The sequence below is a fragment of the Cyclobacterium amurskyense genome (genome assembly GCF_001050135.1).
GTDB lineage: Bacteria > Bacteroidota > Bacteroidia > Cytophagales > Cyclobacteriaceae > Cyclobacterium > Cyclobacterium amurskyense.
The window spans coordinates 5,546,751-5,571,412 of record NZ_CP012040.1 but is presented as its reverse complement, the minus strand read 5'-3'; the positions used below and the strand labels follow the sequence as shown (position 1 = coordinate 5,571,412).

At 38.8% G+C, this 24,662-nt stretch carries 13 protein-coding genes; all 13 read left to right on the top strand.

What is annotated here, in order from left to right; all coding sequences use genetic code 11:
* Positions 1-2 precede the first annotated feature (2 nt).
* The gene (locus tag CA2015_RS22250; RefSeq protein WP_084011949.1) at positions 3-1,892 is read left to right on the top strand and encodes a sulfatase family protein; all 1,890 of its coding nucleotides are present in this window, start codon (positions 3-5) and stop codon (positions 1,890-1,892) included.
* A gap of 109 nt (positions 1,893-2,001) precedes the next feature.
* The gene (locus tag CA2015_RS22245) at positions 2,002-3,126 is read left to right on the top strand and encodes a formylglycine-generating enzyme family protein (RefSeq protein WP_048643890.1); all 1,125 of its coding nucleotides are present in this window, start codon (positions 2,002-2,004) and stop codon (positions 3,124-3,126) included.
* Between the two features lie 10 nt (positions 3,127-3,136).
* Positions 3,137-4,714: a sulfatase family protein gene (locus CA2015_RS22240; RefSeq protein ID WP_048643889.1), complete on the top strand. Its 1,578-nt coding sequence runs from the start codon at positions 3,137-3,139 to the stop codon at positions 4,712-4,714.
* Positions 4,711-6,159, top strand: a complete 1,449-nt coding sequence (locus tag CA2015_RS22235) for a sulfatase family protein (RefSeq protein WP_048643888.1) — start codon at positions 4,711-4,713, stop codon at positions 6,157-6,159. Before CA2015_RS22240 ends, CA2015_RS22235 begins: the two co-directional genes overlap by 4 nt.
* A 13-nt stretch (positions 6,160-6,172) precedes the next feature.
* A complete protein-coding gene (locus CA2015_RS22230) occupies positions 6,173-8,554 on the top strand; it encodes a c-type cytochrome (RefSeq protein ID WP_048643887.1) in 2,382 nt (793 codons plus the stop codon).
* 9 nt (positions 8,555-8,563) lie between these two features.
* The gene (locus tag CA2015_RS22225) at positions 8,564-9,979 is read left to right on the top strand and encodes an enolase C-terminal domain-like protein (RefSeq protein ID WP_048643886.1); all 1,416 of its coding nucleotides are present in this window, start codon (positions 8,564-8,566) and stop codon (positions 9,977-9,979) included.
* A gap of 511 nt (positions 9,980-10,490) precedes the next feature.
* Positions 10,491-10,868, top strand: a complete 378-nt coding sequence (locus tag CA2015_RS22220) for a response regulator (protein WP_048643885.1) — start codon at positions 10,491-10,493, stop codon at positions 10,866-10,868.
* Positions 10,869-11,363: 495 nt separating this feature from the next.
* Positions 11,364-12,791, top strand: coding sequence for a BNR-4 repeat-containing protein (locus tag CA2015_RS22215; RefSeq protein WP_048643884.1), 1,428 nt, complete (start codon positions 11,364-11,366; stop codon positions 12,789-12,791).
* Positions 12,792-14,470: 1,679 nt separating this feature from the next.
* Positions 14,471-16,357: a 7TM diverse intracellular signaling domain-containing protein gene (locus CA2015_RS22210; RefSeq protein WP_048643883.1), complete on the top strand. Its 1,887-nt coding sequence runs from the start codon at positions 14,471-14,473 to the stop codon at positions 16,355-16,357.
* A 500-nt stretch (positions 16,358-16,857) separates the two neighbouring features.
* Positions 16,858-19,947, top strand: a complete 3,090-nt coding sequence (locus CA2015_RS22205) for a SusC/RagA family TonB-linked outer membrane protein (RefSeq protein ID WP_053086736.1) — start codon at positions 16,858-16,860, stop codon at positions 19,945-19,947.
* A gap of 13 nt (positions 19,948-19,960) precedes the next feature.
* A complete protein-coding gene (locus CA2015_RS22200; RefSeq protein WP_048643882.1) occupies positions 19,961-21,502 on the top strand; it encodes a RagB/SusD family nutrient uptake outer membrane protein in 1,542 nt (513 codons plus the stop codon).
* 23 nt (positions 21,503-21,525) lie between these two features.
* Entirely contained in the window at positions 21,526-22,611 is a 1,086-nt protein-coding gene (locus CA2015_RS22195; protein WP_048644694.1) for a LamG domain-containing protein, read from the top strand.
* Positions 22,612-22,668: 57 nt separating this feature from the next.
* Positions 22,669-24,636: a glucoamylase family protein gene (locus CA2015_RS22190; RefSeq protein WP_048643881.1), complete on the top strand. Its 1,968-nt coding sequence runs from the start codon at positions 22,669-22,671 to the stop codon at positions 24,634-24,636.
* Positions 24,637-24,662: the final 26 nt, after the last annotated feature.

Sequence of the window (24,662 nt, the reverse complement as noted above, 5' to 3'; positions counted from 1 at the left end):
AAATGCGAAAACGTAATTATTTGACTTTAAATAGCACTCAGTTGTTCCTTGTTTTTGTGTTTTCCTTTCTGTTTTTGGATAGCGAAAGTATGCAAGCCAGGGAAACAGAAAACAAGCGGAATACTCCCAATATTGTTTTTCTTATTTCTGAGGATAATTCTAAGCATTTTATGAAGCTTTTTGATCCAAATGGTGTGGAAACACCAAACATTGAGAAAATGCTTCTATTCGGTTTACTTTACCCCAATGCTTTTTCCAATGCTCCGGTATGTTCAGTGGCTCGCAGTACCCTTATCACAGGCACACTTACTACAAGAACAGGAATGCACCTACATAGAAAAATTAAGATCGCACCGATGCCGGATGGACTGGAAATGTTCCCTGCTTACCTGAGGAAAGCGGGATATTATACGTCAAATAATGCCAAAAAAGATTACAATGCCATAGAAAGTGATGATGTTTGGGACAATTCTTCACTAAAGGCCTCCTGGCAAAATAGACCGAATGAAAAACAACCTTTTTTTCATCAGGAAACTTTTCATGAAACCCATGAAAGCAGGTTGCACTTCAACAAGGAGGTGATGATGAACCATAAGGTCAAGGATAATCCTGCCCAAGTATTTTTATTCCCCCAATTTCCAGACAGCCCTTTATTTAGGTACACGGTCGCTTATCATAGAGATAAGATCAGGGAAATAGACGATTGGGTTGGTGAGAAGATTCAGGAATTAGCTGATGCAGGAGAATTAGAAAACACATTTGTGTTTTATTTTGGAGATCATGGTGGTGTATTACCAGGGAGTAAAGGGTATTTGTATGAGACAGGTCTCAATGTGCCATTGGTAGTGAGAGTTCCTAAATACTTCAAACACCTTGTCCCTTATGGTACCAATGAAAAACCACAGGCCTTTGTTAGTTTCATTGATTTCGCACCAACAGTCATGAGGCTTGCTGGTTTGGAAATTCCTGTTCAGATGGATGGTCATGCGTTTTTGGGAGGAGGATTGGAGAAAGTCAGCCTTGAACGAAGAGATGAAGCTTATGGACATGCGGATCGTTTTGATGAGAAGTATGAAATGGTAAGATCTGTAAGGAAAGGAAAATGGAAATATATACGGAGTTTTCAGCCCTATTATCCCGATGGCATGCAAAACAATTACCGCTATAAGATGATGGCTTTTGCTTCCTGGAAAGAAGGCTATAAGGAAGGGGGATTGAATTCAAAACAAGCCGCTTTTTTCAAGGAAAAGCATGTGGAAAGACTTTATAATCTGGAGGAAGACCCTTTCGAAACCAATAACTTGGCTGATGAAAATAAGGCTATGTTAAAGCAAATGAGGGAAAAACTTCATTTATGGATGGTTGAAAAGAACGATCTTGGCCTACTACCCGAAAATATTTTGGTTAACAAAGCCATGGAAAACCCTGTTGAATATGGAGAAAAAAATCATGACCAACTTGAGCAACTAATAACTATTGCTGACTGGGCTACCAATGATTGGGAGGATGTCAATGACCTGGTTATTGAAAGAATTAAAAATGGAGATGAGCTGGAGCGGTATTGGGCCTACAGTGTTGCTTGTTCTTTTGGTAAGCAAATTGGAGATGACTATAATCGGTTTCCAAAAATCAATAGTGAGTCATCCTCCATTGTCCAACTAAAGGCAATTGAACTTTCAGGAAGGGTAGAGGCGAAAAACCCAATGCCCATGCTTACAAAGTGGCTTAATGCTGGGAAGGATCCTGTAGAAAATTTGATTGGGTTGAATACATTGGTTTACTTTAAAGACCATAGCCCATATGGTGAAGGTTTCACTGCAAATTCCCTGAGTTTAAAAGCAGTAAATGATGAGGTGAATCGTAGATTGATTTATCTAGATGGAACTTGGTGAGGTTTCTCTAAAATGATAAATCGTGCGTTTATCAAAAATTATGTAGAACTATAGGTGTTTGCACCTAACTTATTTAAATTGTAAGTTGATTTAATTTAATTACCGAAAAATGATCAATCGATTAAAATATTTATCTCTTATTGGCTTTTTTGCATTTACGCTATATGCTTGTTCTTCAAATAAAAAAGAAGAAGTAGAATTAGCAGAAATAGAATCTTGCCATGGTGATATTCCAGATAGGTTTAACCCTTCTGGCAATGCTTCCACAGCTGTCATCGAAGAACGAGACGCACCTATATCCCATGAAGGAATGATTTGGATTGAAGGTGGTGAATTTACTATGGGCTCGACCGATGATCGGGGGAGAAAAGATGAGTTACCTGCACATAGGACCAGAGTGGATGGATTTTGGATGGATGAAACCGAAGTAACTAACGCTCAGTTTGCAGCCTTTGTAGAAGCCACAGGATACGTTACCATAGCTGAGAAAAAACCAGATTGGGAAGAAATTAAGAAACAATTGCCTCCTGGTACACCTAGACCACCGGATGATGTATTAGTAGCTGCCTCACTAACCTTTCATTCACCCAACCAGCCAATATCACTTAATAATGCTGCCCAGTGGTGGGAGTGGACGCCAGGTGCAAGTTGGAAAATGCCACAAGGCCCGGGGAGTAGCATAGAAGGTAAAGAAAACTATCCCGTAGTACACATTGCTTGGGATGATGCGAAAGCCTATGCAAAGTGGGCTGGGAAAAGACTTCCTACAGAAGCGGAATGGGAATATGCCGCAAGAGGTGGACTTGAAGATAAATCTTTTCCATGGGGAGATGATCCTGTAGAAAAAAGTGGTTTTATGGCGAATATCTGGCAAGGTGATTTTCCAGTGACGGATAAAGGCGTTGATGGATATAAAGGATTGGCGCCAACAAAATCCTTCCCTGCAAATCCATATGGCCTGTACGATATGGCAGGAAATGTATGGGAGTGGACCAATGACTGGTACCGGGAAGATTATTATAGTAAGATTACGGAGGAAGTATCCGTAAACCCACAAGGACCAAAAGACAGCTACGACCCACAAGAACCAACAGTACCAAAAAAGGTAGTGAAAGGAGGGTCATTCTTATGCAATGTGTCCTACTGCGAAGGGTATAGAGTAAGCGGTAAAATGAAATCCTCGGCTGATACCGGCCTGGAACATACTGGGTTTCGTTGTGTTTCTTCTAATTAATTAAAATTTTATGTCTGCAAAAAACAGTGTTTGGGGAGGATTGTTCGTGGGCCTTTTTGTTTGGCTAATAGCTTGTCAACAAAAGGAAGAGGAGTCAAAAGTTCCTAATATTTTATTTGTGATTGCAGACGATTTGTCCTATCCACATACAGGTGCTTATGGCACTGATTGGATTAAGACGCCTGGATTTGATCGGGTAGCCAAGGAAGGTCTTTTGTTTACCAGGGCCTATACCCCCAATGCCAAATGTTCTCCTTCCAGGTCAATTATCATCACAGGGAGAAATTCTTGGCAGCTAGAAGAGGCTGCCAATCACATACCTTTTTTTCCTGAGAAATTCTTGTCCCATGTGGAGGTATTGGGTAAAAATGGGTATTTCACGGGATTTACAGGAAAAGGATGGGCCCCAGGGAATGCTGGGGAAAGAGAACTTACTGGAAAGCGTTTCAGTGATTTGAAAATGGAAGCCCCGACTCCATTTATTAGCCCCATTGATTATGCAGCGAACTTTGAAGTGTTTTTGGACGAAAAACCAGAAAAGGAACCTTTCTATTTTTGGTATGGATCCTTTGAACCTCATCGAGCTTATACTTACGGATCTGGAGCAGAATTAGGAGGTAAAACCACAGACATGATTGACAAGGTGCCTCCTTTTTGGCCGGACAATGATTCCGTGAGAAACGATTTATTGGATTATGCTTACGAAACGGAATACTTTGACCAACATTTGGTAAAGATGTTGGCCACACTCGAAAAGCGAGGCCTGTTGGAAAACACATTGATTGTAGTTACTTCAGACAATGGCATGCCTTTTCCAAGAGTTAAAGGTCAGGGGTATGAATATTCAAATCACTTGCCTTTGGCAATAAGGTGGGGAGATGGAATTAAGAATCCAGGTAGAGTAATTGACGATTTTGTGAGTTTTGTGGACTTTTCTCCTACTTTTCTTGAGGTAGGGAAGGTGGATTTTGATAGTTCAGGAATGGCTACTTTTGCAGGAAAAAGCCTTATTCCAATTTTTAACACCGAAGAAGAAGGTAAAACAGATCCTTCCAGAAATGCGGTTCTGATTGGTAAAGAAAGGCATGATATCGGAAGACCCGATGACCAAGGCTATCCTATTCGAGGGATTGTAAATGAGGAATACACTTATATTCATAATTTTGAAACCGGTAGGTGGCCTGGGGGCAATCCAGAAACTGGCTACCTCAATACTGATGGTAGCCCTACCAAAACGGTGATCTTAAATCAAAGAAGGGTATCAGGTGAAATGAAATATTGGAACCTGGCTTTCGGGAAAAGACCTGCAGAGGAGCTTTACGATAGAAAAAAAGACCCTTATGGCTTGAATAATCTTGCATTACATCCCGAATATCAAAACATAAAAAATTCCCTAAAAGAAGAATTATTCAAACAATTGAAGGCTCAGGAAGACCCTAGAATGTTTGAAAATGGGGAGATTTTTGACAATTATGAGTACGCTCAGGAAAGTCAACGTGACTTTTACAATAGATACATGAAGGGAGAATCTTTTAAGACTGGCTGGGTCAACGAAAGTGATTTTGAAACTGATTTTAAAGATAAATGATAAAGGCAGGTAGCTTTTTGTTTTTGGTGTTGGCATTCTTTGTTTCCAATACCTTCATTTGGGCTCAGGATAACCGACCGAATATAATTATGATCATTGCGGATGATATCGGCTATGAAGATTTGGGGAGTTATGGAAATGAGATTGCTTCCACACCGGTTACAGACCGAATTGCTTTGGAAGGAATACGCTTTACAAATTTCTATTTGACAACAAGTTCATGTAGTCCAAGCAGAAGTAGCATCATTTCAGGCAGGTATCCCCACAATACAGGAGCCGCTGAGTTGCATACTGCCATGCCTGAAAATATTCTCACTTTCCCTGAATTATTAAAGGAGGCTGGATACTTTACAGCGCAGTCAGGCAAATGGCATATGGGACCTGTTCCTAGAAAAGGATTTGATCTGATTTATGACAAGAAACCTCAAATTGGTCATGGTGGAGAAGATTATTGGGTGCCTCTATTAAAAGAAAGACCTAGAGATAAACCTTTTTTCCTTTGGTTGGCAGCTTTGGATGCACATCGACCTTGGGCAGAAAATGATTTCACTGGTGCGCATGACCCAGATAAAGTTGTGGTACCTCCTTACCTGGCTAATGGCAGCGCTACTCGAAAAGACCTGGCCAATTACTATGATGAGATAAGCAGGTTTGATTATTTTATTGGTAAAGTGGAGGAAGAGTTGGAAAAGCAGGGCCAATTGGAGAATACGATTATCTTTATTTTATCTGACAATGGTAGGCCTTTTCCCAGAAGTAAAACCCGACTTATAGATTCTGGAATCAAATCACCTTTGTTGGTAAAATGGCCAAAATCAATACCAGCGGGAGTGGTAGCTGAGGCCATGGTAAGTAGTATCGACCTAGCGCCAACATTCTTACAGCTTGCAGGAATAACAGCCCCAGATAATTTTCAGGGAAGGAGTTTTTTATCTGTTTTAAAGCAACCTGAATTACCCTTTAGAAATTACGTTTTTGCAGAGCACAATTGGCACGATCATGAAGCCCATGAGCGAATGGTTAGGACTAAGGATTTTTTATACATAAAAAATAACCGTTCTCAATATGCTAACCCAGGACCTGCGGATTCCAATTCCAGTGATTCTTATGCAGACCTCAGAAACCTCAGGGACCAAGGTAAACTTAATCCTGCCCAGGCAGATGTTTTTATTTCTCCAAGGCCATTTGAAGAGTTTTATATAGTAGCAGATGATGAATACCAGTTGTTAAACAAAGCAACCATGGTTGGGAATAATAGTGAAATGCTTCAGTTACGAAAAGTTTTAGAAAGGTGGTCGAAAGAAACAGAGGATTCTGTTCCTGAAAATTTGACCCAGGATTGGTACAATAAAGAAAATGGAAAGTCACTTGATATACAAAGGCTTAGAGGAGAGATGCCAGGTGGTGAAAAAGCGCTTGAAACTACAGAAAAAGGTCCCTTTTAGTTAAAAGAAAACAATGAACTTTAGAACATACAAAACTAGCTTAAAAAAGGGTTTTCTTCCTTTGGTACTAATTGCTCAGGTTTGGATTTTTAATGCTTGCCAAGAGCCAAAAACTGAGCCAGCAAACAGATCAATGGATCCTTGGGCATTTCGTTCTGTGTTGGATAAGAAGCCAAGAATGCTAACACTGGCTTTTGATACGGTTAATTTCGCAGCCTATGATTTGGCCAGTGGGACCTTGTACAAGGTTTGGAATGGAGGGGTGACCAAAGAAGGTACTGTGTTTACCAATAAGAAAAACATACAGCCTACTACTTGGGGAGCACCTTATTATGAAGAAGGGAAATTATACAATCAATGGGCGGTAAGTCGTAATGGAACTCCCTTACAAGTTGAGTTGAAGTATGAGGGGTATTTGATTTTAGATAATCACATTACCTTGAATTTTAAACTGCTATTACCGGATGGGGAAAGCATTAACATTAAGGAGAATCCTGAGTTTACACTTAATGTGAAGGGTGAGATAGGCTTTGAGAGAAACTTTAAAATTAATAAGCCATCAGCAGATTTGTCAGTGAGTTTACAGCAAGCTGCTGATAAGACAGCAGCTATTGTGATTGAAGATAACAGTACTGTTGCTGATTATTTTGAGCCTGTTCCAAAGCAAGAGAAACCTGCAATCAGTGAAGGCTATGATCATTTGGGGATTTTATGGATGGAAAATAGCGATTGCTATACCTGTCATGAAGAAAAGAATGCCATGGTAGGTCCTTCTTTCAAGCAAATTGCAACAAAATACCTAAAAACGCCAGCCAATATAGCTTTATTAACAAAGAAAATAATTAGTGGAGGAGCGGGAGTTTGGGGAGACACCCCAATGAATCCACATCCTGATTTGAAAGAGAGTGAGATTAAAACCATATTGGATTATGTGTTTACTTTCAGACCTAAGGACGCTGATGACAATACAAAAAGTCAACTTGCAAAAGCCAAGAAAGTAAATCCTAAAAAAGCAGAAGAAAAACCACCAACAAAACCTGGTTTTGGCGCAGCTTTGGAAGGGGTTCACCCTAGTTATGACCTGACTGTTTTACACAATGAAAAATTTCAACCCAGGGTGGGAGCTTTGGCTTTTTTACCTGATGGAAGACTATTGGTCAGTACCTGGGATTCCATAGGTGGAATTTACGCTCTAGAAGGGGTAACAGGGGATGACCCCAAAAAAGTAAAAATTCAGCGCATTGCCTCAGGTTTGGCTGAACCCCTAGGAATGGAAGTTGTAGATGGGGATGTCTATGTACTTCAAAAGCATGAACTTACCCAATTGATTGACCATGATGGAGATGGGATTATGGATGAATACAAGGTGGTATGTGATGGTTGGGGAGCATCAGATGATTTTCATGAGTTTGCATTTGGATTGGTATACAAGGAAGATCATTTTTATATCACTTTGTCCATGGCCATGCGTTTGTTGTCCACAGAAAGGCAATTGCCTGATCGTGGGAGAACGCTTAAAATCAGTAAAGATGGAAGTATTGAAAGGCTGGATTATGGGCTGAGAACGCCAAATGGGATAGGGATAGGAGTAGATGATCAATTGTTCCTGACAGACAACCAAGGACAGTGGCTACCAGCCAACAAATTGATTCATGTACAGAAAGACAATTATAACGGAATGGCTTGGGGATTGTCCGCAGAACAGGAACTAAATCCACCAAAGGCTAGTCCACCGGCTATTTGGTTACCTGACAATGAAATTGGAAACTCTCCAGGTGAACCTATACTTATGAAAGACGGTCCTTACAAAGGACAGATGTTGCATGGAGATGTAAGTAATGGAGGTATCAAGCGTGACTTTTTGGAGAAAATCAAGGGACAGTATCAAGGCGTGGTGTTTAGGTTTTCTCAAGGTTTTACAGCTGGCGTCAATAGGCTAGTTTGGGGTCCTGATGGGGCCTTGTATGTCGGAGAAGTCGGAATGGTAGGTGGTTGGAGCTGGAAAGAAAGGCAGTTTGGTTTGGAAAAAATCAAATACAATGGAAAATCTACCTTTGAAATGTTAACCATCAAGGCCAAACCAGATGGGTTTGAGATAGCTTTTACGGAACCAGTAAAGGAGGAAGGCTTGAATTCTATATTAGAGAAGCTTGTCATCGAGCAATATTATTACAAAGCCACTGCTGCCTATGGCGGTCCAAAATTGGATTTACAAAGATTAAAACCAGACGATATTGTATTGTCTAATGATGGCATGAGAATAGATCTTAAAATTTCCGGATTAAAGGAAAATCATGTTGTATATTTTAATTTACCTGAAGACCTTAAAAGTGAAACAGGGAATTCATTGTGGTCTTCTGAGGCCTGGTACACCTTAAATAAAATCCCCAATTAACTGTCAACCATGAAAAAGAACGAAGATAACGGATATAGCAGAAGAGAGTTTTTAAACCGATCAGGTGTAGCCTTGGCTGCTGGTGGATTGGGAATTACCCCTTCCTTAAGTTTTGGTAATTCAAGAAAAACAAATAAAGCAATGAAGAAAATTAAAATCACCCATACTGATTCCAATTTTGAAAGAGAACCCTTATTCCCTTATCGCTTTAAGGGAAGTGCGATTACTCAGGCATGGCAGGCTGTTGCATTGATGCAGTCGGAAAGTGGTAGACATAAAATAGGAATAGGTACGCAAGGTACTTTATGGTCAGACAAAGCTGTTTTTCAAAGTCATTCTACAACAGGAGGCAATGCTTTAATGTATGCCATGACTGAAAGGGCTTTGCAAATAATTAAAGGCAATAGCTTCACAGATCCAGTTAGTCTATTGGATGATGTCTTACCTGAAGTGTATGCTTACGGAGTTAAAATCACCGGTAACCCGGATTTGAAGACTACTTTTGCGCTTAATTCCCTTGTGCCTGTAGACAATGCCATTTGGTTATTGTATGGGGAAGAGAATGGAATGAAAAATTTTGACGAGATGATCCCTGAGGCCTATAGACCTGGACTTTCGAAAAAACATGATAAAGTAGCAAGTATTCCTTCCTTTAGTGTTGGTGCTTCAATAAAAGACATAAAAGCTGCTGCGGATATGGGACACTTTATTATGAAGTTGAAAACAGGTGCGGCAGGGACTCAAAAAGAAATGCTTGACAAAGACATCGAATTCCTTACTGAGGTGCATAAAACTTTGGGGCATAGAGAAACACCTTATACCAAAAATGGTAAAATTCCTTATTATTTTGATGTTAATGAGAGATATGAGAAAAAGGAGACCTTAGAGCGTTTTCTAGATCATGCCAAAAAAATAGGTGCTTTTGATCAAATAGCTGTTATTGAAGAGCCTTTTGGTGAGAATAACAAAGTTTTTGTCGGCGATTTAGGTGTGCGAATAGCTGCAGATGAAAGTGCGCATACAGTAGAAGATGCTTTGGAAAGAATAGAACAGGGCTATTCAGCAATTGCTCTTAAAGCCATTGCCAAGACGATGAGCATGACAATGAAAATTGCACAGGTAGCCTATGAGAAAAATGTTCCATGTTTCTGTGCTGACTTAACAGTAAATCCAATTTTAGTAGATTGGAATAAAAATGTGGCAGCAAGATTGCATTCGTTTCCTGATATGCCACTTGGATTACAAGAAACCAATGGTCATCAATATTACAAAAATTGGGATAAAATGGTAAGTTATCACCCAATGGCCAATGAAGAGTGGGTAAAAACCAAGAATGGGGTGTATCCTACAGGTAAAGCTTTTTATGAGAAAAGTGGGGGGATTTTGGCCACTATTCCACACTATGAACAAATGTTCGACCATTAATGCGGAATTTTTGAATATTAATCAAAACCATTCCTAAATTGATGTTAATAATGATGTTTAAACGATTGATCAAATGGAGTTTAGCTTAAAAATGCTTTGATCAATTTAGAAAATAGTAATATTAATAGCACCAATTCAATTATGATTTGGTGCTATTTTCACCTATTAAACTAAACGGTTTATAATCATAATCATTTGAGTTTTCATAAAATTCACAAAATTTGAATTTTTTTCCTTTTACCTTTTTACGTAAGTTTTAATAATTCAAAGGTTAAATTTTATAATGCAATAAATATTTTTTATTACGAAAAGCGGATTAGGTACGATTTTGCAAAAAAATAAGTGTATAATTTTTTTAATTCATTAATCTTGATTTACATTTGAAAAAATGTATTTTAAATATACAAAACTGTATATTAAATAATCATTTTGATTTGCACCTGGTTTAGGTAATGTGCTAAAGACTGGTTTTGGGTGTAAAAATTGAATTGTACAAGTAAATAGGTAGAAGGTGGAAATAATTTTGGTAGACGATGACCCAATCGTTATTTTATTACAAAAGAAATTGATGGAGAAAGCAGGTATTTCTCATAAAGTAATTTCATTTAATAATGGTGAGGATGTTATAGAATTTCTTTCGGAAAAAGAAAGTGGTAGTAATTACCTTATGTTCCTTGATATTAATATGCCTGGATTGTCAGGCTGGGAAGTTTTAGATAAATTGGAAGGTATGGATAAACCTTTTGGCTTAAAGGTAATAATAATTACTTCTTCCATAGAAGATGCAGACCGGTTTAAAGCAAAGTCTTACGATAGAATAGTGGATTTTTGGGTTAAACCATTTAGTTTACAAGATTTTAGTGGATTAAAGCTGAAATTTGATTTGTAATTTAAAGCTGATTAATCCTTTGAAATAATGGGAATAATTAGGTATTAGAAGTACCATTAGTTATTAAAATTTGATAAGATGAAGGTTTTTTGATAAATCTTCATTTTTTTTTGCCAAGCCTATATCGGACACCTTAAACCCGAAATATGCAAAAGACAATCTATTACGTGCTGAAATCGCTTCAAAATCAGCCACTTCGTTGCTTTTTTCAAATTCACCATAGCGGTGCTATGCTAAAATATCCAAACAACCTGATTTTCTTGCGATTGCAACACTTCCCGTAAACACGGGACAGGCTTCACCCCTGACTATTGTCAGGACAGAGAAATCCTATTACATAATCCGGGTTAAAGCCTGCCTATTTTCTGTTTTTTTTCTTATCCATATTTCGATTAACAGGTTGAAATCTGTTCCATTTTTTATCGCTAACAAACTATTTTACTTTCTTTACTTGCGCATAATGTATATTTTTGGGACATCAAATAAAGAACCCTTATGAAGCTTTTCTGTAACTATTTAAAAATTAGTTTTTTATTACTTTTTTGTTTTTCTGCGAGCAGTTTATTAGCCCAGGAAAAGTACCCTACGGTAGATGGATACAAAGGAATATGGTTTACCCTTGGACAAAAATCCGAATTTGGTGATAAATATTCAGGAGGCTTAGGCACCTATACGGCTAAGCATATTCCCTTAGCCATTTATGCGCCTGAAGTTAACCGTACCTACTTTGTATATGGAGGTACTAAAAGTGAAGATGAAAGATACCTTCTCTGTATGATAGGGGAGTTTGATCACAACACCGGCATGGTTTCAAAACCTGTAATTGTATACGATAAATTAGGTGTGGACGATCCACATGACAATCCAAGTCTTGCAATTGATAAGGAAGGTTACCTATGGGTGTTTGTAAGCGGTAGAGGAAGAAAAAGGATGGGCTTCAAGTATAAAAGTACATCGCCTTATAGCACAGCTTCTTTTAAACAGGTTTCAGAGGAAGAAATGACATATCCGCAACCCAAGTACATTGCCGGCAAAGGATTTCTTAATTTATTCACCAAATATACTGGCGTGCGTCAGTTGTACTTTGAAACAAGCAGTGATGGTGAGGAATGGTCTGAAGACCAACATCTCGTAGGAATAAAAAGGCCTGAAGATAAAAATAGTGGCCATTATCAAGTCTCTGGCCAACATGAGGGCAAGATTGTGTTTTTCTGCAATTGGCATCCAAATGGAAATGTGGACCTTAGAACCAACCTATATTATTATCAGACAGAAGACTTTGGTAAAACTTGGACAGATATCAATGGCAAAACTGTATCAATACCAGTAACGGATCCATCAACTTCTGGATTGGTAAAGGAATATTTTAGCCAAAAACGCAATGTTTACCTTAAAGATGTGAATTTTGATTCGAAAGGCAATCCCATTGCCTTGTATGTAGAAGGAGAAGGGCACCAACCAGGACCTAAATATGGCCCTAGAAACTGGCATGTGGTCCATTGGGATGGTAGGCAGTGGCAAGACCATATAATCACCCAGTCAGATCAAAATTATGACATGGGGAGCTTGTGGATAGATGGAGACAATTGGATGGTTATAGGACCGACCAATGATTCACCACAACTATATGGCGCAGGAGGAGAAGTAGAAATGTGGAAGAGTACAAATGCTGGTAAAACCTGGGCCAAGACAAAGAAACTAACCAAGGGTAGCAAGCGCAATCACAATTACATTAGAAGAGTTTCGAATGGGACAGATCCATTTCTGTATTTTTGGGCAGATGGAGACCCAAATAGTTTTAGCAAAAGCCAGCTCTATTTTGGCGACAGTAAAGGAAAGGTTTGGCAACTCCCATATGAAATGACCGCTGATCAGGAGAAACCCAAAAGAGTAAAAACCAATATCATTAGCAGGTGGTTTTGACCTTAATTTAGGTCTTTAGAAAATTAATAGGTCCGGCAAATTAACAGTTATTGTTAGTTTGCCGGATTTTTTTTGTCCAGAATTTGCTTCGACAAGGAGTATTTGCAACTACCCTTGACTAGGCGTAGTTTGCAAATACTCCTTTCTATTCTATGGAAATTCAAATTCTTAATATTAGAGGTTTTGGGATAATAATTTGGCTTACCCTTTGATTGTTTTTTTTATTCTTGAATTTCTTTGCGACTCTGCGGCTCTGCGTGAAGTATTTACAAGTTCTACTTAGTTATTGATTCTCGCAAAGGCGCTAAGACGCAAAGGGAATAGGGACGCCTCTTATTGAAAAGGTACCCCTTGAATTGTTTTTTTTATTTTTGAATTTCTTTGCAACTCTGCGGCTCTGCGTGCAATATTTATAAGTTATTTACAGATTATTGATTCTCGCAAAGGCGCTAAGACGCAAAGGAAATAGGGATACCTCTTAATGAAAAGGTAACCCTTTGATTGTTTTTTTTATTCTTGAATTTCTTTATCACTCTGCGGCTCTGCGTGAAGTATTTACAAGTTCTACTTAGTTATTGATTCTCGCAAAGGCGCTAAGACGCAAAGGAAATAGGGATACCTCTTAATGAAAAGGTAACCCTTTGATTGTTTTTTTTATTCTTGAATTTCTTTGCGACTCTGCGGCTCTGCGTGCAATATTTATAAGTTATTTACAGATTATTGATTCTCGCAAAGGCACTAAGACGCAAAGGGCATAGGAATGCCTCTTATTGAAAAGGTACCCCTTGAATTGTTTTTTTTATTTTTGAATTTCTTTGCGACTCTGCGGCTCTGCGTGCAATATTTATAAGTTATTTACAGATTATTGATTCTCGCAAAGGCGCTAAGACGCAAAGGGAATAGGGACGCCTAATATTGAAAAGGTACTTCTTGAATAGTTTTTTTTTATTTTTGAATTTCTTTGCGACTCTGCGGCTCTGCGTGCAATATTTATAAGTTATTTACAGATTATTGATTCTCGCAAAGGCGCTAAGACGCAAAGGGAATGTGGACGCCTCTTATTGAAAAGGTACCCCTTGAATTGTTTTTTTTATTCTTGAATTTCTTTGCGACTCTGCGGCTCTGCGTGCAATATTTATAAGTTATTTACAGATTATTGATTCTCGCAAAGGCGCTAAGACGCAAAGGGAATAGGGATACCTCTTAATGAAAAGGTAACCCTTTGATTGTTTTTTTTATTCTTGAATTTCTTTGCGGCTCTGCGGCTCTGCGTGCAATATTTATAAGTTATTTACAGATTATTGATTCTCGCAAAGGCGCTAAGACGCAAAGGGAATAGGGATACCTCATATTGAAAAGGTACCCCTTGAATTGTTTTTTTTATTTTTGAATTTCTTTGCGACTCTGCGGCTCTTCGTGCAATATTTATAAGTTATTTTCAGATTATTGATTCTCCGCTCAGTCACCCTTGCCTAGGCGTGAGTTTGCAACTACGCCTTAATATTCTATAGAATTTGTAATTATCTATAACCATTCAGGCCCAAAGAAAGAAGTCACAGAAGTATGATTTGGATTGATTACAAATTAAGCATGGTTTTTGCCCATTTTGGTTTTTAATAACTAAGCCCCGAAAGTGGTTGTTTGTTTCCATTGTACAATGATCTACATAAAAGATTGGAATGTATACTTTACTGAGAAGACATGTCTGGCCTATAGTAACCTTAATATTGATTTCAAATTCTCTTTGTTTAGGTCAAAGGATTTCTGGTGCAGCCACTTTAAAAATAGATGATGGTTGGAATGAAAGAATTTATGCCATTAATCAACTCGAATTTTTTGAAGACAGCACCAATAGGCTAACTTTTAAAGAAATTAGTAAAGAAAGGTTTCAGCAGTTTATTAAAATTAGATCGGATTTTAGTAAAAATAATTTTAATACCGACTATACCTATTGGGTGAAGCTTTCCATTGATAATACTCCAGAAAGTAAAAAAAAATGGTTACTTGAGTTTTATGACCAAAGTATAGATCATATTACCGCCTTTATTCCTGATGGAACTGGAGGATATACAGTAAAGGAAATGGGAGACAAGAATCCCTTCTCCCAAAGACTTTTTAATCATAAAAATTTCCAATTGCTTCTAGACAATAATGAAGATGGAATTACGAACTTTTATTTTAAAATTAATTCCTCCCAAAAGGCAGATATTCGGATAGCCTTGAGGTCTTTAAACCGATTTGTTCATTATGCCTTGAGTGAATATTTTCTTTATGGATTTTTCTATGGAATGATATTGATTATTGCCTTTTACAATTTTTTGATCTTTCTGGCAGTTAAAGAAATGAAGTATGTCTATTATATACTTTACCTCTTAAGTGTAGCCTTTTATGCTATGAGTTTGGATGGTATTGGTTTTCAATATTTTTGGCCAAACTCCCCAGGATGGAATGCAGTAGTAAATGGCATTTTCAGCTTTTCAATTGTTCTATGGGCTGTTTTATTTACTGTAAGATTTCTAAATACAAAAAGGAAGGCAATTGCCTTTCATTATTCCTTATGGTTGTCATTAAGTGTTAAAATCGGACTTTTCTGTTTGGGTTTGTTTGTAGACAATAAATACTTTGAACTTACCTATTTTGATAGCATACCCTTTTTACTAATATTATCCACCTCTGTTTTTTTGTTAATTAAAAAATACCAGGCCGCTAGATTTTTCGTGATGGCCTATGGGGTTTTATTTATTGGCATAAGTATAAAGGTTTTGGCAAACTATGCCATAATACCCCACAATACACTCGTTTATTACAGTCTTCATTTTGCTTTTTTAGTTGAAATGGTGCTGTTGTCCTTCGCCCTGGGAGATCGGATTAGGTTGATGAAAGAAATCCGAGACAAGGCCCTTAAACGGTCTCTATTACAATACAAGGAGAATATTTCCCTGAAGGAAAAGGTTAACAAGGAGTTGGAGTCTAAAGTGAGTGCAAGGACTGCCGAATTACAGACCAAAAACAAATTGTTGGAAACTTACAATAGCCAACTACAGGAAAAAGATGAAGAAATTAAGCGCATCAATGCCTTACTGGACAAAGACAATTGGAAATTAAAAAGCTCTATAAGAGCTTCGTTTCGTGCAAGGTTAACCCAGAAATCTTTAACTCTTTCAGAATTTAGAGAGATATTCCCTGATTCTTCAGCTTGCTATAGGTATTTAGAAGAGTTAAAATGGGGAGAGGGATTTCGTTGCCGGCATTGTGACAATAGTAAATATGGAAAGACGCCTAAGGTATTTAGCCGTAGATGTACCAAATGCGGTTACATTAATTCAGTGACCTCAGGGACAGTGTTCCATGGTATTAAATTCCCCCTTGACAAAGCTTTCTATATTATCTATGCTTCTTACATTACCCAGGAAAAATTAACCTTGGATCAGCTCGCTACAACTTTAGATTTAAGAAGAAATACCATATGGGCTTTTAGAAAAAAAGTTCAAACAAGAATTGCCAATTCAGAAGAATCCGATCCTGGGTGGGAGGAGATTGTTCAACTTGAAATGGTTGATTATTAATTTGAATGATATTATAAGGATTACTGGTTTTTCCCAGCCTTGCCATAAAACCCTAGGGAACTGATTTTACCAAATATTTTAAAACTAATTTCTGGAATTTAGATGAGTAAACACCTAGCAGTGCCCTTAATCCTTAATTCCATATTTGCTGTTTTTTTTGAGTTATTTGCTTTGTGAATTTGCTCAAAGTCTTGGCTAAGATAAGCCGCTCATTAATCCAAAATTTCAACTTTTAACACGGTAATTACCAGTCCTAATTTTATTGCTATCCATCTGGTACAAAATTTTTCAATTTGCCCCATAGTGTTGAATTAGGGTGTTTTTAACTGATATTAATGTGATATTTTTTGATTAAATCTTAAGGTGATTTTAGGGTTTTAGTTAAAGTTTTTAGCCATTTTTTCATATTCAGCCATTTGTTTAACATAATTTCAAACCTACAAATCAAAAGGACTTTGATTGACCTATAAACTATTAAAATTACCTAAACTCAAAACCTTATGAAAATTCCCTTTACTATTGAAAAAGGAAATTTAAAACCCAAAATCCCTTTTTCATTAATTTTGCTGACACTTTTATTTGGAGGGCTTATGCTTTCCGAAAACTCGACATTGCAAGCACAACAACTCACGGTGAGCGGCACCGTGAAGGACCCATCTGGGGAATCCATTCCTGGGGTTAATATTCTTGAAAAGAACACAGGAAATGGAACTGTTACCAATATAGATGGTAATTATGAATTACAGGTTAGTTCGGGGCAATCTGTACTGGTATTTTCATTTATCGGCTTTGAAACCCAAGAGATATTGGTCGGTGACCAAAGCACAATTAATGTTAATTTCAAAGAAGATGCGCAGGGATTAGAAGAGGTGGTAGTTATTGGATATGGGACCCAAAGAGAGCGGGACCTTACCTCTGCCATTACCACAATTAAATCTGATGACATCATAAAGACGCCTAATTCCCAGGCTATGCAATCCTTACAAGGAAGAGTTGCCGGGGTGCAGATTGTTAGTAATGGAGCGCCAGGAGCATCACCAACAGTCCGCGTAAGAGGGATCGGTTCCTTTGAGGGAGGAGGAGCTCCGCTGTACGTTGTTGACGGAATGTTTTTTGACAATATTGATTTCCTAAGCCCTAACGATATTGCAACCATCTCTGTATTGAAGGATGCTTCCGCTTCCGCCATTTATGGCGTACGGGCGGCCAATGGGGTAGTGGTGATCGAGACCAAAGGTGGCGAATACAACCAAAAGCCTGAAATAGTCTATGACGGTTACTATGGCATTCAAAACCCTCAAAATGTATTGAAGATGGCAAATTCTCAACAATTTGTTCAATACATCAATGAAACCGGATCTGCTGCTGATATTGCCTTTGTGCAAAATGCCATTCAACGTTATGGAAGAAGCTATATAGATCCATCCTTACCTGCTGTGAATACAGATTGGTATAGTGAAATGATGGCACCAGCTGCCATACAAAACCACAACCTTTCTTTTAACGGAGGCAGTAATAAAACCAGGTATTCAATTGGTGCCAGTTATTTTGATCAGGAGGGTTTGATGAAAGAAACACGCAACAGTTATCAGCGAATGAATTTCAGAATCAAGCTTGATACAGATGTGAAGGATTGGATGACAGTAGGCGGTAATTTGAATTTAAGTACCGCAGAGCAATATAATGGAGACAATGGAGCTTGGTTTAGGTCTTACTTTGCTGTTCCTATTCTTCCTGTTTATGATGATACCAATGTAGATGCAAGGCCTTATGGCTTGTCTAATGCTCAGCAATTAGGATATAGAAGCAATCAAAACCCATTTTACAACTTGCTTTATTCTGACAATAGGAACAAAGTTTCCAAACTGTTGGGTAATTTTTATTCCGAAATAGAAATAATACCGAATAACCTGACCTTTAAAACCTCCTACAATTTCAGTATGGAGAACATCAATTCTAGAAATGTTGGCTTTGCCTACAGTGATGGCAGAGAGGAGCGCCAATCTTCCTTGAGCAGAAATTCATTTTCCAGATACGACCAGATTTGGGACAATTTCCTTACCTATCAAGATAATTTTGATCTTCATAACCTAACAGTTGTAATAGGACAATCTTTTAGGAGTGAAACCAATGAGGTTTTATTTGCAAGAGGTGAAAACTTAAACCCTGATCCAATGCGGGATGAGGAACAGTTTTGGTACCTAAACAATGCCACTGATTTTGATCTAAATGGAATAGGAGATGGCGGAAATAGGTTGTTTTATCAGTCCTATTTCTCAAGAGTAGCCTACAATTATGACGACCGCTACTTATTGTACGGAACATTTAGGAGAGACGGAAACAACAAATTTCAGCAAAAATGGGGCAACTTCGCCACATTTGGAGCAGGTTGGGTACTTACCGAAGAATCCTTTTTTAATGTTCCAGCCATTGATTTCCTTAAGATAAGAGGATCCTGGGGTCAATTGGGTAATGATGGAATCAATTCCTCTGTTGGTGCGCCTGAGTTGGTGGAAAACAGAGGTGCTTATGACGGTGTATTAATTATCGGACGACGATTGGATCCTACTTTTGATTTGATTGACCGTTGGGAAACTACCGTTGAGAGGAATATTGGTTTGAATGCCAGATTCCTGAATGAGCGCCTGTCTTTTGATGCAGACTATTTTATCAGGGATACAAGAAACCTTGCAGTAAGCATTATTCCTCCAGTAATTAGAGCAAGAGAAAGAAGAAGTGTAGGTGAAATTAGAAATGAAGGACTTGAATTGTCTTTAAATTGGGAAGACAATATTGCCCAGGATTTCTCCTATTACCTCAGTGGAAATATTGCCACCCTCAAAAATACAGTTTTAGGATTGGGTGGACCGGAAAGTTTAGATGCAGGTTCAGCCGAATTCAGACAACGTTCTATTGTTGGGCAACCTTACCTGGCGTTTTTTGGCTATGAAACAGATGGGGTATTTCAAACCGAAGAGCAGATCAACAATTACGGATATACACCACAATTCATTACAGATAATAATTTACAAGCCGGAGATTTGAAATTCAAGGATCAGAATGGTGATGGGATTATTAATGATGAAGACAGGGTAGTATTGGGTTCATTCTTACCAAAGTACTCTTACGGATTCAATGCTGGCTTTAATTACCGAAATTTCGAATTTTCCGCTTTGATTCAAGGTCAGGTTGGCAATAGTATTCTCAATAGAAAAAGGGGAGAAATTATTTTCACCAATGACACAAATATAGATGCTGAACTTGCCGAAAACCTATGGAGAGGAGAGGGGACTTCCAATAAATATCCTTCAGCTTCTGGTTTGAGAAGAAGTTGGAACCAGAATTTAAGCAATTATTTTGTCGAGGATGGAAGCTATTTTAGGTTACAAAATGTCCAATTAACCTACTCCATTACTGATAAGGAAATATTGGGAGTGAAATTCCCCCAAACCAGAGTTACACTTACAGCGGATAGGCCATTGACAATTTTCAATTACAATGGATTTAATCCCGAAGTAGCCAATGGAATAGACCGTCAGGTTTATCCCATACCAGGTGTTTACACCATCGGCCTAAACATCAAACTTTAAACTCGAAACAAAGATGAAGAACAATAAATATAGAACCGTTTTGTTTTTGGCTTTAATTTTTGGCCTGGCTGGACAATCTTGTACAGGATTACTTGATGAGCCGCTAGAAAATAAATTTATAGCTGAAAACACAGATTATACGCAATTCCAAAATATGGACCTGTTGCTGTATGGTGCCTACAATGAGCTTTATTCACTTCAGTGGGAAAGCTTCCCTTTAATTAGTGTAAGGGGTGATGATGTCAATGCTGGAGGAGATCAGGTGCCACTTACAGAGACGGATAATTTTCAATACAACAGGAATTTCTGGATGTACAATTCTACCTGGCTCAACCTCTATTCTGATCTTTTATTTTGGCATGGTGCCATGGAGGAGATCCAAAAGTACCAGGATGCAGGGGCCAGTGAAGCTGATACCCGTCAGTACATTGCTGAAATTAAAGTGCTAAGGGCTTATGAATTGATGCATTTGGCCCGGCTATGGGGAGCAGTGTTGATTCCCAATTCTTCAGAACCAAGTCACTTGTTTAATGTACCCCTTTCAGATTTTGATGCAGTGATGCAGCATATTTCCGAACAGATGGATGAAGCCATCCCTGACCTTCCGGGTGTTCACCCCAATCAAAGGACAAAAGTGAAAGGCGGCGTTACAAGGTATACCGCACTGGCAGTTAAAGCACTGGCAAATCTGGAAATGAAAAATTACCAGGCGGTGGTAAACGCAACGGATGAAATCATTAGCAGTGGCTTGTTTAGCCTGGAGCCAGATTACTACGAGCTTTTTAAAATTCCCGGTAAACTTAACGACGAAAATATCTTAGAACTGCAATATTCAGATTTTGGTCAGGCGAGTGGTACCAATACAAGGTATTTATGGGATTTTTTCGGCCCTTCCAACTGGACACCTGCCGTTTCCGGAGCCGGAGGTGGATGGGGCTTTTGGGAACCATCTCTTAAATATGTGAAATTTATGCTGGATAGAAACGAGCAAGAGAGATTGTCCACCTCTGTTTTATTTACTCCGGAAGGAATAGCCGAAGTACAAGCCGATCCCAATTATGCAACTCTACCCAATTGGGTTACCAATAGCAGTGCGGACGGTGATGTTTTTAATGATCACCCCAGGTATAATTTTCTAAGTGGAAAGCATTATTTACCCTCTACCCAACTTACTCCGGGCAGATTTACCTATGGTGAAAATAAAAACTTTACTTGTATCAGGTATGCCGAGATATTGCTTATACATGCCGAGGCTTTGGTAAGTGGTGCAAGCGGAGGCGTGATTTCGGCAGATGAAGCTGTTAACGAGGTTAGAAATAGGGCAGGACTAGGAAATCTGAGTGGTGTAAATCTTGAGGCTGTGCTGGAGGAGAAATTTGCAGAATTTGGAATGGAATGGGGAATCCGCTATTACGATTTGATTCGTCACGAGCAAACAGATGCCTTGAATTATGGAGGAAGAGTTTACGAACCAGAGGCAGATAAATACTTGCCTTATCCTTTAGAACAGCAGGATATTTTGCCTCAAATCAAAAACGCTGCTAACAATAACTAATGGTAAATTTAAAATATAATCCGATGATAAATATAAGGTTCACACTAATCATGTTGATGGCCTTGATTGCCGTCTCATGCACCGATGGATATATTGATGATATCGCCTTTGTAGCTCCTGGCACAGACAATGTGGCGCCGGAAATCCAAATCAATTTCCCAAATGAAGGTACGCAAATCCGCGTGGTGGAAGATGTTACGGCTATCAATATTGACTTTGCGATTGAGGATGATATCGAAATCGAAAAGGTTTCATTAAATATGGATGGAACAGAAATAGCCAGTTTTAACGAATTTATTGATTACAGAAGGTTTTTGAAAAAGTATACTTTTGAAACCCTTACCAATGGACAGCATGTGCTTGAAGTTATAGCTACAGATATGTCAGGTAAAACTGCTACGAAATCAGTGACTTTCGAAAAGACAGAACCCTATCAGCCATTTTATGAGGGTGAAGTTTTCTATGCGCCCTTTGATGGTGACTATGTGGAGCTGGTAAGGCTACAAACCCCTGATATTGCAGGAGCACCTGAATTCGCCAATGGATTGGTGGGGAGTGCTTATGCTGGTAAAACAGATTCCTACCTAAAATTCCCTACTGATGGATTAAAAAATGATTCTTTTAGTGCCGTGTTCTGGTACAATCTGAATGCCAATCCCGATAGGGCAGGGCTTTTGGTGATGGGGCCACCTGATGAAGCCAATCCATCAGCAATGAACAATAGAACTTCAGGATTCAGGTTGTTTAGAGAAAATGCGGGAGGCAAACAGCGGATAAAACTCAATGTGGGAAATGGTTCCGGTGACAATTGGTTTGATGGAGGAAGTGCTGCAGATATTGACCCTTCTATTTCAGGTTGGAACCATATCGCTTTCACCATTTCACCTGATCAAGCCACAGTTTACCTCAATGGAGAAATTGTTAGTCAAAATAATTTTCCGGGGATTGACTGGACTGGATGTGATTTGCTGTCTGTAGGTTCTGGAGCTCCCCGATTTGCTGGATGGGGACATTTATCCACTTCCAGCTTGATGGATGAACTGAGGATTTTTGATAAAGTTTTGACTCAGGAAGAGATTCAAGCTATTATGGCTGCAGAAAACAATTAAGAAAATCATAGCTCAACGGCAGCCACCCATCACGGCTGCCGTTCTATTTTCTACCGCATGTACCGAAAATTAATTCTACCCTACCTTTTCCTGATTTTGATATTTTCTTGTCAGGAGGAAAATTCTGAGGCACCCAATATTCAATTGACCAAAGCAACGGCCGGTCAAATTATGTTGGCTCAGGATTTTAGCCAAAATACAGGTATTGCTGTAGACGAAAGCATATCTTTGACTTTTTCTGTTGCTATAGAGCCAAGCAATATTGAAGACCTTATAATTCTCAAAGAGAAGAAATCTGGTCAATTGGTGAATTTTAATGTTAATTTTTTAGCTCAAAATAGAGAAATAATCCTCCGACCTATTGGCTTATTAAAACAAGGCACTGCCTATTCCTTAGCAGTCAAAGAAGGTTCATTAGGGAAAAATGGTGCCTACTTTTCCGGTTATAAGGTGGAATTTACCACCTTATCTGCGGCCATTAAGGTGCTTAATTTCGAAATTGATGGGGCTGAATGGGTTGGTAACCGCCGATGGGTAGGGGCTAGTCTAGACTTTTCTTTAACCATGACTTTTTCCCAAGGTATCGACCTTACATCCGATCAGGTAAAGCTAACAGAGAACGGGAACCCGCTTCTTGTGAAAGTGGAAGCAGGAGATAGTGAGAAGACTTGGACAATCAAAAGTACAGGTTTACTTAATGATTTTAAAAAGCATACCCTTTCAATAGTCTCCGACCCTAATTCTTCAGTGTCAGAAGAATTAGATGATTTTACTGTTGAATTTTTTACAGGCAAATCTGAGCTTAATAAATTTCCTTTTCTCACCGATGCTGCTTTATTAACGCTTGTTCAGGAGCAAACCTTTAAGTATTTCTGGGATTTTGCACACCCGAGTAGTGGATTGGTAAGAGAAAGAAATACTTCAGGGGACCTGGTAACCACTGGTGGAACCGGCTTTGGAATGATGGCCATTATTGTTGGAATAGAAAGAGGATTTATAAGTAGAAGTGAGGGTGTGGAAAGGTGGGCAAAAGTGGTGGAATTTTTATCAAAAGCAGATAGGTTTCATGGTGTATGGCCTCATTGGTTAAATGGCAATACTGGGAAAGTGATTCCTTTCAGTCCCAAAGACGATGGGGGAGATCTTGTTGAGACAGCCCTGCTCATTCAGGGGCTATTAACTGTTAAAGAATACCTGGATCCTTCTAATGTCACGGAGAATGAAATCATTGAGGATATAAATGTTTTATGGGAGGAAGTAGAGTGGGATTGGTATACGAGAGGAGGTCAAAACAAATTGTTCTGGCACTGGTCTCCAAACAATGAATGGGATATGAATTTACCCGTTTCCGGATACAATGAAGCCCTTATTGTATATGTTTTGGCAGCTTCATCCCCTACCCATCCCATAGCTGCAGAGGTGTACCATAAGGGCTGGGCAAGAGATGGAGGAATAATGAATGGGAACAGTTATTTTGGGATGGAATTGCCTTTAGGCGTTGCAATGGGAGGCCCCTTGTTTTACGCGCATTATTCGTTTTTAGGTTTGGACCCCAGAAACTTAAAGGATCAATACGCCAACTACTGGACTCAAAATGTAAACCATAGCCTAATTCACCAAGTCTATAGCGAGCAAAACAGTTTGGGCTATGTTGGGTATGGGCCAGTTATGTGGGGGCTGACAGCCAGTGATAACCAAGAAGGGTATTCCGCGCATTCTCCCACCAATGACAAGGGAGTTATTTCTCCTACTGCTGCATTGTCATCCATGCCCTACACACCCGAAGCTTCTATGGATGCACTTGAATTGTATTATTATGGTTTGGGAGACAGGTTATGGGGAGAATATGGTTTTTACGATGCACTTAACATCACTGAGGACTGGATTTCAGACAGTTATCTTGCCATTGATCAGGGGCCTATTGTAATCATGATAGAAAATCACCGGACTGGATTGTTATGGGAACATTTTATGCAAAACCAGCAGGTACAAGCCGGCCTGGATAAATTGGGGTTTAGTTATTAAAAAATTGATTAATAGCGTCAATATAA

What these genes read in the sequence shown, in the direction of transcription:
- CA2015_RS22250 (WP_084011949.1), top strand. Translation starts at nt 3, where the DNA reads ATGCGAAAACGTAATTATTTGACTTTAAATAGCACTCAGTTGTTCCTT.
- CA2015_RS22245 (WP_048643890.1), top strand. Translation starts at nt 2,002, where the DNA reads ATGATCAATCGATTAAAATATTTATCTCTTATTGGCTTTTTTGCATTT.
- CA2015_RS22240 (WP_048643889.1), top strand. Translation starts at nt 3,137, where the DNA reads ATGTCTGCAAAAAACAGTGTTTGGGGAGGATTGTTCGTGGGCCTTTTT.
- CA2015_RS22235 (WP_048643888.1), top strand. Translation starts at nt 4,711, where the DNA reads ATGATAAAGGCAGGTAGCTTTTTGTTTTTGGTGTTGGCATTCTTTGTT.
- CA2015_RS22230 (WP_048643887.1), top strand. Translation starts at nt 6,173, where the DNA reads ATGAACTTTAGAACATACAAAACTAGCTTAAAAAAGGGTTTTCTTCCT.
- CA2015_RS22225 (WP_048643886.1), top strand. Translation starts at nt 8,564, where the DNA reads ATGAAAAAGAACGAAGATAACGGATATAGCAGAAGAGAGTTTTTAAAC.
- CA2015_RS22215 (WP_048643884.1), top strand. Translation starts at nt 11,364, where the DNA reads ATGAAGCTTTTCTGTAACTATTTAAAAATTAGTTTTTTATTACTTTTT.
- CA2015_RS22210 (WP_048643883.1), top strand. Translation starts at nt 14,471, where the DNA reads ATGTATACTTTACTGAGAAGACATGTCTGGCCTATAGTAACCTTAATA.
- CA2015_RS22205 (WP_053086736.1), top strand. Translation starts at nt 16,858, where the DNA reads ATGAAAATTCCCTTTACTATTGAAAAAGGAAATTTAAAACCCAAAATC.
- CA2015_RS22200 (WP_048643882.1), top strand. Translation starts at nt 19,961, where the DNA reads ATGAAGAACAATAAATATAGAACCGTTTTGTTTTTGGCTTTAATTTTT.
- CA2015_RS22195 (WP_048644694.1), top strand. Translation starts at nt 21,526, where the DNA reads ATGATAAATATAAGGTTCACACTAATCATGTTGATGGCCTTGATTGCC.
- CA2015_RS22190 (WP_048643881.1), top strand. Translation starts at nt 22,669, where the DNA reads ATGTACCGAAAATTAATTCTACCCTACCTTTTCCTGATTTTGATATTT.